Source organism: Rhodocytophaga rosea, assembly GCF_010119975.1.
GTDB classification, from domain to species: domain Bacteria; phylum Bacteroidota; class Bacteroidia; order Cytophagales; family 172606-1; genus Rhodocytophaga; species Rhodocytophaga rosea.
This window is the reverse complement of sequence record NZ_CP048222.1, coordinates 5,241,996-5,254,276: the sequence shown is the minus strand read 5'-3', so window position 1 is coordinate 5,254,276 and position 12,281 is coordinate 5,241,996. Positions and strand designations below refer to the sequence as shown.

Annotated in this window: 9 protein-coding genes and 1 tRNA gene; all 10 read right to left on the bottom strand. The window is 40.6% G+C overall.

What is annotated here, in order from left to right; all coding sequences use genetic code 11:
• Positions 1 to 158 precede the first annotated feature (158 nt).
• On the bottom strand, positions 159 to 488 hold the full coding sequence (locus tag GXP67_RS21730; RefSeq protein WP_162445063.1) for a DUF3467 domain-containing protein: 330 nt from the start codon (positions 486 to 488) through the stop codon (positions 159 to 161).
• A 96-nt stretch (positions 489 to 584) separates the two neighbouring features.
• Positions 585 to 4,913: a DNA-directed RNA polymerase subunit beta' gene (rpoC, locus tag GXP67_RS21725; RefSeq protein WP_162448016.1), complete on the bottom strand. Its 4,329-nt coding sequence runs from the start codon at positions 4,911 to 4,913 to the stop codon at positions 585 to 587.
• Positions 4,914 to 5,027: 114 nt separating this feature from the next.
• Positions 5,028 to 8,900, bottom strand: a complete 3,873-nt coding sequence (gene rpoB / locus GXP67_RS21720; protein WP_162445062.1) for a DNA-directed RNA polymerase subunit beta — start codon at positions 8,898 to 8,900, stop codon at positions 5,028 to 5,030.
• Between the two features lie 181 nt (positions 8,901 to 9,081).
• Complete coding sequence (rplL, locus tag GXP67_RS21715) at positions 9,082 to 9,465, bottom strand: 50S ribosomal protein L7/L12 (RefSeq protein ID WP_162445061.1); 384 nt, start codon at positions 9,463 to 9,465, stop codon at positions 9,082 to 9,084.
• Positions 9,466 to 9,534: 69 nt separating this feature from the next.
• On the bottom strand, positions 9,535 to 10,071 hold the full coding sequence (rplJ, locus tag GXP67_RS21710) for a 50S ribosomal protein L10 (protein WP_162445060.1): 537 nt from the start codon (positions 10,069 to 10,071) through the stop codon (positions 9,535 to 9,537).
• A 2-nt stretch (positions 10,072 to 10,073) separates the two neighbouring features.
• Entirely contained in the window at positions 10,074 to 10,772 is a 699-nt protein-coding gene (rplA, locus tag GXP67_RS21705; protein ID WP_162445059.1) for a 50S ribosomal protein L1, read from the bottom strand.
• 12 nt (positions 10,773 to 10,784) lie between these two features.
• A complete protein-coding gene (gene rplK / locus GXP67_RS21700; RefSeq protein ID WP_162445058.1) occupies positions 10,785 to 11,228 on the bottom strand; it encodes a 50S ribosomal protein L11 in 444 nt (147 codons plus the stop codon).
• Positions 11,229 to 11,312: 84 nt separating this feature from the next.
• Entirely contained in the window at positions 11,313 to 11,876 is a 564-nt protein-coding gene (gene nusG / locus GXP67_RS21695; protein ID WP_162445057.1) for a transcription termination/antitermination protein NusG, read from the bottom strand.
• Positions 11,877 to 11,901: 25 nt separating this feature from the next.
• The gene (gene secE / locus GXP67_RS21690; protein ID WP_162445056.1) at positions 11,902 to 12,093 is read right to left on the bottom strand and encodes a preprotein translocase subunit SecE; all 192 of its coding nucleotides are present in this window, start codon (positions 12,091 to 12,093) and stop codon (positions 11,902 to 11,904) included.
• 23 nt (positions 12,094 to 12,116) lie between these two features.
• Positions 12,117 to 12,188, bottom strand: a tRNA-Trp gene (locus tag GXP67_RS21685).
• Positions 12,189 to 12,281 lie beyond the last annotated feature (93 nt).

The window sequence follows — 12,281 nt, the reverse complement described above, 5'->3', positions numbered from 1 at the left end:
TTTTTAGAGTTGCAAATGTAGACGAATTACTCAAATTATACAAAAGTTATTCTACAATATTTTTGTTAAACAAATGAGTATAAGCAACATTTAGAAGCAAATTAAATATGGATCAACTCAGATTCCGTCTGCACCCAAATTATACTTTTAAAATTTGTTTATGCTTCTCCTATTGTTCCTCCAAAATTCATTGGAAAATTGTAGCTATCGTCAGTCTGTTTGATATGGCCAAAGCTATCTTCGTATTTTTTTATATTATCTTTTAACGCCACCAAAAGCCGTTTGGCATGTTCTGGTGTTATAATTACCCTGGATTTTACTTTGGCTTTGGGCACTCCTGGCATCAGGCGAATAAAATCAATGACAAACTCACTATTGGAATGGGCAATCATGGCTAAGTTGGCATATACTCCTTCAGCCATTTCTTCGGAAAGTTCTATATTAATCTGGTTTTCCGGCTCTTGTTTTTTTTTGTTGTCTTCTGCCATGAATGTGTTGATAACGAATGATGAACAGGTAATAAAAAAGATAGTGAGTAACAAGCAAAGTGATTTACTCATTACTCACTATCTATTATCTATTGCTTAGTCTTGCAGTTCTCTTCTCTTCTGGAATTTTTCCTTCGAAGCTACCAGCGAATCGTATTCTTCCTGAGATCCTACAATGATATCATTATATTCTCTCAAGCCTGTTCCGGCTGGTATTAAATGACCTACAATCACATTTTCCTTCAAACCAAGCAGGTAATCGGTTTTTCCACGAATTGAGGCTTCGCTGAGTACTTTGGTAGTTTCCTGGAAGGAAGCGGCAGAAATAAAGCTTTCTGTTCCCAAAGAAGCCTGTGTAATACCTTGTAAAGTAGGTTGTGATACAGCAGGCTCAGCATCTCTTACCTGCACCAGTTTCAAATCCCTGCGTTTCAGGCTTGAGTTTTCATCTCTCAACCTTCTTGCTGTTACAATTTGTCCTGGCTTTAAGGTTTCAGAATCACCGGCATCCATTACTACTTTCTTATCTAAGACAGCATCGTTTTCATCGCGGAAAGCGAATTTATCTACTACTTGTCCTTGCAGGAAGTTGGTATCACCAGCTTCTATGATTTCTACTTTCTGCATCATCTGACGTACAATCGCTTCAATGTGTTTGTCATTGATCTTCACCCCTTGCAAACGGTATACCTCCTGAATTTCGTTCACCAAATATTCCTGTACAGCCGTGGGTCCTTTAATCGCCAGAATATCGGAAGGCGTAATAGCACCATCAGATAACGGATAACCAGCTCTTACAAAGTCATTATCCTGTACCAGAATGTGCTTAGACAATGGAACCATGTATCTCTTTTTCACGCCATCTTTTGATTCGATGAAGATTTCACGGTTACCACGTTTTACACCACCGTAAGTTACAACACCATCAATCTCACTTACTACCGCAGGGTTGGAAGGATTTCTGGCTTCAAACAATTCAGTTACCCTAGGCAGACCACCGGTGATATCACGGGTTTTGCCAATTGCTCTTGGAATTTTTGCCAGAATCTGACCGGCTTTGATAGCAGCCCCTTTTTCTACGGCCAGGTGAGCTCCTACAGGCATATTATACCCTTTGGATTCTCCAGACTTTGGCGCAACCACTATAGCAGGGTTTTTGGCTTTATCTTTTGTCTCGATAATTACCTTTTCACGATAACCAGTCTGTTCATCAGATTCTTCACGGTACGTGATACCTTCTTCAATTGAATCGAATTCTATTGTTCCATCAAACTCTGATAATATTACTGCATTATATGGGTCCCAGAAGCAAAGCTCATCACCTTTCTTCACTTTTTGTCCTTCGGTAACCTTAATAAAGGCACCATATGGAACGTGGTTACTGATAAGCACTTTATCACCGACGGCATCTTCCTGCAGAATTTTTATCTCACCTGAACGTCCCATTACCACATTTACTTTCTCACCTTCATTGTTCACGGTAGAAACCGTACGCATGTCTTCCATCTGAATCACTCCATCAAATTTAGCCTTGATGGTAGCTTCAACCGCAATGTTAGAGGCTGTACCACCCACGTGGAAAGTTCTTAAAGTAAGCTGAGTACCTGGTTCGCCAATAGACTGCGCAGCAATTACACCTACTGCCTCACCTCTTTGTACCATCCTGCCGGATGCTAGGTTTCTGCCATAACATTTTCCACAAACGCCTTGTTTAGCTTCGCAGGTTAATACAGAACGTATTTCTACAGATTCAATGCTGGTTTCATCAATCTTATATGCAATATCTTCCGTGATCTCCTCACCAGACTCTACAATTAATGTATTAGAAATTGGATCAAACACATCATGGACAGATACCCTACCTAAAATACGTTCAGACAGTGGCTCTACCACATCTTCATTATCTTTCAAGGCAGTTACAATCAAACCTCTTAATGTACCGCAATCCTCTTCATTAATGATAACGTCTTGAGCTACGTCTACTAATCTTCTGGTTAAGTAACCAGCATCAGCTGTTTTCAAAGCAGTATCGGCCAGACCTTTTCGGGCACCGTGCGTAGAAATGAAGTACTCAATTACGTCCAGACCTTCTTTGAAGTTAGAAATAATCGGGTTTTCGATAATCTCACCTACGGAACCTTGCAGGTTTTTCTGCGGCTTAGCCATCAGACCTCTCATTCCACCCAGCTGACGAATTTGCTCACGGGAACCTCTGGCTCCGGAGTGCATCATCATATAAATAGAGTTGAAGCCTTGCTGATCGCTTTCCAGTTGACGCATCAGCGTTTCTGTGATTTGAGAGTTTACCCTTGTCCAGATGTCAATTACCTGATTGTAACGTTCATTATCAGTAATCAGACCCATCAGGTAGTTATTCCACACGTTATCTACTTCACCCTTGGCATTTTCAATCAGCGGATTTTTAGCTTCAGGAACCATTACATCACTTAATCCGATAGATAACCCACCCCGATATGCAGACTGGAATCCTAATTCTTTAATATCATCCAGGAACTGGGCGCAACGAGCCATACCGGAAATCTTGAACACCATCGCAATGATCTGCTGCAATTTTTTCTTAGTCAACAATTCATTGATGAATCCTACTTCTTCAGGTACATACTGGTTGAATATAACCCTTCCAGCAACTGTATCTAATAATTTATCAACCAGCTCATTTTTATCGTTCCGTACTTTGGTACGAACTTTAATATTTGCATGCTTGGAAAGTTTGCCTTCGTTAATAGCAATTACAACTTCTTCCGCAGAATAGAATCTTTTTCCTTCGCCTATAACTGGGTACTCAGGGGTACTCTTACGGCCTTTGGTTACATAATACAGACCCAACACCATGTCCTGAGATGGCACTGTAATAGGTGCACCATTAGCAGGGTTGAGAATATTATGAGAAGCCAGCATCAGTACAGAGGCTTCCAGAATTGCTTCATGTCCTAATGGAACGTGAACCGCCATCTGGTCACCGTCGAAGTCAGCGTTAAAAGCAGTACATACCAATGGGTGAAGTTGAATAGCTTTTCCTTCGATCAGTTTTGGCTGGAATGCCTGAATACCTAATCTATGCAGGGTTGGAGCACGGTTTAGTAATACAGGGTGTCCTTTCAATACGTTTTCCAGAATATCCCAAACTACCGGATCTTTTCTGTCTACAATCTTCTTGGCAGATTTTACTGTTTTTACAATGCCTCTTTCTATCAGTTTCCTGATTACAAATGGCTTGAATAATTCAGCTGCCATATCTTTTGGCAATCCACATTCATGCAGTTTCAATTCAGGACCTACTACAATTACAGAACGGCCTGAATAATCCACCCGTTTACCAAGCAGGTTCTGACGGAAACGACCTTGTTTCCCTTTCAGCATATCTGAAAGAGATTTCAACGCACGGTTTCCATCGGCACGAACCGCATTTACTTTTCTTGAATTGTCGAACAGCGAATCAACAGCCTCTTGTAACATACGTTTTTCGTTCCGTAAGATTACTTCTGGCGCTTTGATTTCAATCAGACGTTTTAAACGATTGTTCCGGATAATTACCCTTCTGTATAAATCATTTAAGTCAGATGTAGCAAAACGGCCACCATCCAATGGCACCAATGGACGCAATTCCGGTGGAATTACAGGTACCATCCGGATAACCATCCACTCAGGTTTATTTTCAATCCTGGTTTTTGCTTCCCGGAAAGCTTCTACTACTTTCAGGCGTTTTAATGCCTCTGCTTTTCTCTGTTGAGAAGTATCATTAGCAGCAGAATGGCGCAGTTCATAGGAAAGTTCATCCAGATTGGTTCTGGCTAATAACATTTCCAGCGCATCGGCACCCATTTTGGCTATGAATTTATTGGGATCTTCATCTGGAAGCATCTGGTTTTCACGGGGAAGTTTGTCCAGAATATCCAGATATTCATCTTCAGTCAGAAAATCTAGTTTCTTTACATCGTCCTCTGCTTTGATGCCAGGCTGAATTACGACATAACGTTCGTAATAAATGATTTGATCAAGTTTTTTAGTAGGCAATCCCAATAGATAACCTATTTTATTAGGCAATGAACGGAAATACCAGATATGTGCAACAGGCACAACCAGTTCGATATGGCCCATACGCTCACGACGTACTTTTTTCTCCGTTACCTCTACCCCGCATCTGTCACAAATAATACCTTTGTAACGAATCCTTTTATATTTACCACAGTGGCATTCCCAATCTTTCACCGGTCCGAAAATACGCTCACAGAACAATCCACCCATTTCAGGCTTATAGGTTCTGTAGTTGATGGTTTCAGGCTGCGTTACTTCTCCATGTGAGCCATCCAGGATGGATTGTGGAGAAGCCAGGCTAATGGTGACTTTGGAGAAGTCATTGTTTAGTTTTTTATTTTTTTGAAAGCCATAGTTTGATTTTCTAATTATTAGATGTGCTGACTACCTGTAGCTTACACTGACAAGCAGTTTACTGAAGTGTATGAGAATGAATAATATCCGGATGAAAAGATTAGTTCCATCCGGATATACACATATAAATTAATCTAACGTAATTTCCAGCGCCAGACCTCTTAACTCATGAACCAGAACATTAAATGATTCAGGAATGTTTGGTTTCGGCATATTTTCACCTTTCACAATGGCTTCGTATGCTTTTGCTCTGCCTATTACGTCATCAGATTTAACAGTCAGAATTTCCTGCAATACGTGGGATGCACCGAATGCTTCCAGTGCCCATACCTCCATTTCACCAAAACGCTGACCACCGAATTGTGCTTTACCACCCAGCGGCTGTTGCGTGATGAGTGAGTACGGTCCGATAGAACGGGCGTGCATCTTATCATCTACCAGGTGACCTAATTTCAGCATGTAAATTACCCCTACTGTTACTTTCTGGTCAAACCGGGTTCCACTTAATCCATCAAAAAGATATGTACGTCCGAACTCTGGTAAACCTGCTGTCTTCAGTTCTTTGCTAACTTCTGCTTCAGTAGCGCCATCAAAAATCGGGGTTGCATATTTCTTGCCCAGTTTCAGACCGGCCCATCCTAATACAGTTTCATAAATCTGACCGAGGTTCATCCTTGAAGGTACGCCAAGCGGATTCAACACAATATCCACTGGTGTTCCGTCTTCCAGGAATGGCATGTCTTCTTCACGCACTATCTTAGCTACTACCCCTTTGTTACCGTGACGGCCTGCCATTTTATCTCCTACTTTCAGTTTACGTTTTTTAGCAACATATACCTTTGCTAATTTTACGATACCTGCCGGTAACTCATCGCCAACTTCCAGTGTAAACCGTTCCCGTTTGAATTTACCTGAGATCTCATTTCTGCCTTTGTTATAGTTTTTCACCATTTTCACGAGCAGATCATTGATATGTGCATCGGATGTCCAGTTATCCAGAATGATGTCGGCAATCAGGTTCACTTCTTCAGCCACATTATAGGTGCTTTCATCCCGGTAAATGTTCTTATCCGGGAATAAACCATCGGTAATGTTCTTTCTGCTAAACTTAACGCCCTTTGTAATAATCTCATCTCCAAATTTATGACGTACTCCCTGGCTGGTTTTGCCATCCAGCAATGCTACCAGTTTATCTATCATAATGGTACGTACAGCAGTAAGTTCCTTGCTGTAGCGCTTCATGAGCACTTTTACCTCGTTCTTTGATTTTTCACGAAGGTCTTTGTCCTTTTTAGGGCGAGAGAACAGTTTGGTATCAATTACTACCCCTTTCAATGAAGGCGGCGCTTTCATAGAGGCATCTTTCACATCACCGGCTTTATCTCCAAAAATCGCACGTAATAGTTTCTCTTCAGGCGTTGGGTCAGTTTCTCCTTTTGGTGTGATTTTACCAATCAGAATATCTCCTTCTTTTACTTCAGAACCTACCCTGATAATTCCATTCTCATCCAGGTTTTTAACCGCTTCTTCACTTACGTTTGGAATTTCAGAAGTAAGTTCTTCTTCACCGCGTTTGGTATCGCGTACTTCCAGTTCAAATTCTTCAATGTGAATAGAAGTGAAGATATCTTCCCGAACTACTTTTTCAGAGATTACAATCGCATCCTCAAAGTTGTATCCCTGCCATGGCATAAACGCCACTTTCAGGTTACGCCCTAGAGCTAATTCGCCATTATTGGTCGCATATCCTTCGCAAAGAACCTGTCCTTTTAACACCTTGTCACCTTTGTAAACAATAGGCTTCAAATTAATACAGGTATCCTGGTTGGTTCTTCTGAATTTAATCAGGTTATATGTTTTGAGTTCCTGATCGAAGCTTACCAGTTTCTGGTCTTCTGTGAGATCGTAGCGCAATACAATTTTAGTAGAATCCACAAAATCAACTACTCCATTTTCCTCAGCAATTACCAGCGCTCTGGAATCCATTGCCACCCTTTTCTCCAAACCAGTTCCTACAATCGGAGCTTCTGGCCTGAATAGTGGAACAGCCTGGCGTTGCATGTTTGAACCCATCAGCGCACGGTTAGCATCATCATGCTCCAGGAATGGAATCAGAGAAGCAGCTACCGAAACAATCTGGTTAGGAGCTACGTCCATGTAAGTTACCTTGTCTGGCTCCAATACAGGGAAGTCGCCTTCAAAACGGGCTTTAATTTTATCATACAAGAATTCACCTTTATCATTGATTGTAGCATTTGCCTGGGCAATGTAATGGGTATCTTCTTCTTCAGCAGTTAAGTATATAACCGGTTTTTCCAGATTTACTTTTCCTTCATCTACAAAACGGTAAGGTGTTTCTATAAAGCCCATGCTGTTTACTTTCGCATGTACGCATAATGAAGAAATCAAACCAATATTTGGTCCTTCAGGTGTCTCAATTGTACACAAACGGCCATAGTGGGTATAGTGTACGTCACGTACCTCAAAACCTGCTCTTTCGCGCGACAAACCACCTGGTCCTAATGCCGACATACGGCGTTTATGGGTAATCTCAGCCAATGGATTGGTTTGATCCATAAACTGGGATAACTGGTTGGTACCGAAGAAAGAGTTGATTACAGAAGAAAGTGTACGGGCGTTAATCAAGTCAACTGGTTTGAAATCTTCATTATCACGAACGTTCATTCTTTCTTTGATGGTACGGGCCATACGGGCCAGACCAACACCAAACTGACTATACAACTGCTCTCCTACTGTACGAACCCGGCGATTGCTCAAGTGGTCAATATCATCTACTAAAGCTTTAGAGTTAATCAGACCAATCAGATACTTCACGATTGAAATAATATCTTCAGTCGTCAATACCCGTACATTGGTATCAATATCCAGACCTAATTTCTTATTGATCCGGTAGCGGCCAACTTCACCTAAATCGTAACGCTTATCGCTGAAGAACAAATTCTGGATAATATCTCTGGCTGTTTGCTCATCAGGAGCTTCCGTATTTCTCAACTGACGGTAGATTTGCTCTACCGCTTCTTTCTCAGAGTTGGAATTATCTTTCTGTAAGGTGTTGTAGATAATCGTATAATCTGCTACGTTGATATCTTCCCGGTGCAGAATAACAGATTTAGTACCCGACTCCAGAATAGTTTCCAGATCTTCTTCATGTATAATGGAATCCCGTTCCAGCAACACTTCATTTCTGTCAATAGAAACAACTTCACCAGTATCCTCGTCCACAAAATCTTCTGTCCAGGTTCTGAGTACCCTTGCAGCCAATTTACGTCCAATGATCTTTTTCAAAGAATCTTTACTAGCCTGCACTTCTTCAGATAATCCAAACAAATCCAGAATATCTTTATCAGAACCAAAGCCAATGGCACGTAACAAGGTAGTTACCGGAAATTTCTTTTTCCGGTCGATATAGGCATACATTACGTTGTTCACGTCTGTAGCAAACTCAATCCAGGAACCTTTGAATGGAATAATTCTGGCTGAGTATAATTTAGTACCATTGGTATGCTTGCTTTGTGCAAAAAACACCCCTGGTGAACGGTGCAACTGAGATACAATCACACGCTCAGCGCCATTGATAACAAATGAGCCACGGGTGGTCATATAGGGAATATTTCCTAAGAACACCTCTTGCTCAATCGTTTCAAAATCTTCATTATCTGCATCGTTGCAGGATAATCTCAATTTTGCTTTTAATGGAACTGAATAGGTTAATCCCCGGTCGATACATTCGTCAACAGAATATTTGGGAGGATCAATCAGGTAATCAATAAATTCGAGTTTGAAATTTTCCCGTGAGTCTGAAATAGGAAAGTTCTCGGAAAAAACCTTAAAAAGTCCTTCCTGGGAACGGTTTTCAGCAGGGGTTTCCAGCTGAAAAAAGTCCATAAAAGACTGCAATTGGATATCAAGAAAATCAGGATACTCGATTACAGATTTTATAGAGGCGAAACTTACACGGGCGGATTGTTTTGTATTTGCCAAAGTAATTGAGCGTTTAGGTTAGAACTATGTTGATTTGGTAACCAGCTTATATGATAACCAAAAAATCAACTAAAAAATTTACACAATAAAAAGAATTTTATATTGCGTACAAACAGGAAAAGACCTGACTTTAACGCCAGGCCTATACCATGATGAAAGGCTATATATAAAGTAACAGCGCTTATTTTAATTCTACTTCAGCACCGGCTTCTTCTAATTGTTTCTTTAAGCCTTCTGCTTCGTCTTTAGCAATACCTTCTTTTACAGCTTTAGGCGCAGAGTCTACTAATTCTTTTGCTTCTTTCAAGCCTAAGCCAGTCAGGTCTTTTACTAATTTTACGATAGCTAATTTAGCTCCACCTGGGTGTTTCAAGATCACATCAAAAGTTGTTTTCTCAGCTGGTTTAGCTTCAGCAGCAGCACCGCCACCGGCACCAGATGATACAGCTACTGCAGCAGCGGCAGGTTCAATGCCATAATCACTTTTCAGGATTGCTGCTAACTCATTTACTTCTTTTACAGTTAAATTTACCAACTGTTCTGCGAACGCTTTCAGATCTGCCATTTTAGTATGTATTGAATTGTTTGTGTTTAAATAATAATTGATTAACTATTGAGGTAATACCCGTGGGAATTAACCTTCTTTTTCGGATAGAGTTTTAACAATACCTGCAATCTTATTGCCACCACTTTGCAGCGCAGACAGTACATTTTTAGCAGGAGACTGAAGTAACCCGATAATTTCACCTACAAGTTCAGTCTTAGATTTAAGGCTGATCAGGGTATCTAAACTATCATTGCCTATAAAGAGATCAGAGTCGATGGAAGCACCCTTTAATATAGGTTTTTGATTACCTTTTACTTTACCACGAAATTCTTTTATCAGTTTTGCAGGCGTTTTTCCATCTGTAGATGAAAAGAAAACACCTGAAAATCCTTTTAGCGCTGTATCATGTAAAGGCGTATAATCCCCTTTTACACTTTCCAGAGCTTTTTTAATCAATGTGTTTTTAATTACCCTATATTCCACACCTCTTTCAAAACACAATCTGCGCAAGGCATTCACTTCGGCCACAGTCAGATCAGAAGTGTCAGTAATATAAAAGAAGGGGTTTTCGTTGAACTTCTGAGTCAACGCCCCAATAATAACAGCTTTCTCTTCCCTTGTCATAGTTATATACCTGTTACAGTGCTTTTATCAATAGTTACACCCGGACTCATTGTGGTAGACAGATGAACCGTTCTGAAATAGGTACCTTTTGCTGAAGCAGGCTTCAATTTGGCAACCGTATTAATTACTTCCTGTACATTATCCAGGATTTGCTCCGGAGAGAAAGAAATCTTACCAATACTGGCATGAACAATACCATATTTGTCCACTTTGAAATCAATTTTACCCGCTTTTACTTCTTTCACTGCTTTGGCTACATCAAGAGTAACAGTACCAGATTTAGGATTTGGCATCAGACCTCTTGGGCCTAAAATTCTACCTAATCTACCAACTTTGGCCATTACAGTAGGCATTGTGATGATCACATCTACATCTGTCCAGCCTTGCTCGATTTTCTGAATATATTCATCCAGACCTACATAATCAGCACCGGCAGCTTTAGCATCAGCTTCTTTATCAGGTGTGCAAAGTACTAATACACGTACTTGTTTACCAGTACCATGTGGCAAGGCAACTACGCCTCTCACCATCTGGTCGGCCTTACGGGGATCTACACCCAGGCGGATATCTATATCTACAGAAGCATCAAACTTCGTAAATGTGATTTGTTTTAAAATATCAGCAGCTTCTTTGAGAGAATAGCTTTTTTCTAAATCAAATTTAGATTGTGCTTCTTTTTGTTTTTTAGTTAACTTTCCCATCTTTCAGTTTTTTTAACTTTCCCAAGGAGCTTTTCCGGTTACATTAACTCCCATGCTTCTGGCTGTTCCTGCTACCATTTTCATAGCAGAATCAAGTTCAAATGCATTCAGGTCAGGCATTTTGGTAGTGGCAATCTGCTTTACCTGGTCCCAGCTAATGGAACCCACTTTGTTACGATTTGGCTCTGCTGAACCACTTTTTACCTTAGCCGCTTCCAGAATCAATACCGGAGCCGGGGGAGTTTTGATGACAAAGTCAAACGACTTATCATTATAGTAGGTGATCAGTACGGGCAATACCTGTCCTGCTTTATCCTGGGTTCTTGCATTAAATTGTTTGCAGAACTCCATGATATTTAAGCCCTTGCTACCCAAGGCAGGTCCGATAGGTGGCGACGGATTAGCGGCTCCTCCTTTTACCTGTAATTTTAAATATCCGGTTACTTCTTTAGCCATTGCTTTTAGATTTATTTAATTGTGCACTTTCTACGACAGGATATGGGAAGCAAGCATTAAGCATAGCCTGTATAAATCATGCAATTATTCTTGTTTTTGAACTTCCATGTAACTCAATTCAACTGGCGTATTGCGGCCGAAAATCTTTACCATTACTTTCAGTTTTTTCCGCTCTTCAAAAATCTCCTCTACCGTACCTTTGAAAGTTTTAAACGGACCATCCATTACCATCACACTTTCTCCCACAATAAATGGAGTTTCCAGCTTTTCGCCTTGTTCCTGGGCTTCATCAATTTTGCCCAGAATCCGGTTTATTTCTGACTGGCGTAAAGGAACAGGTATTTTAGCTGCTGCACCCTGGCCTGTATCAGAACCCAGAAAACCAATTACACCCGGAATACTCGTAATTACGTGCGATACTTCACCATTCGTCAGATCAGCGGAGATAATAATATAGCCGGGCAAAGTAGTTTTATCCCTGACTCTCTTTTTACCGTTTCTGATCTCGTATACTTTTTCTGACGGGATAATAATTTGAGGAATTTGATCAGCCAGACTCTGCCGGGTGATTTCGTTTTCCAGATAGGTCTTTATTTTTTTCTCCTGCCCGGCAACAGCTCTAATTACATACCACTTTAACTCACTCATCAGATAAGTATGATTATTTTGTTAATTAAAAAGAACTGTAGAACCAATCCATGGCATTTTGAAAACCAAAATCGATTACTCCTACCAGAAGCGCAAAAATAAGAGAAGCTACCAACACCAACGTAGAACTGCTCTGTAATTCACTGAATTTAGGCCAGGATACTTTGGTTCTGATTTCTTCTACAGAATCTTTCAAAAAAGCTGTTAATTTTTCCATGATTATATTAATCTTGCGCTGAGCACGGGTGGAGAGACTCGAACTCCCAGCCAACGGTTTTGGAGACCGCTACTCTACCATTGAGCTACACCCGTAAAGGCAGTCCCTCAAAAAGGACTGCAAAGGTAATGAAAATAATATATAACACAAATGCGTTCCTTAAAAAAATTCAGGAACGCATTGTAAAA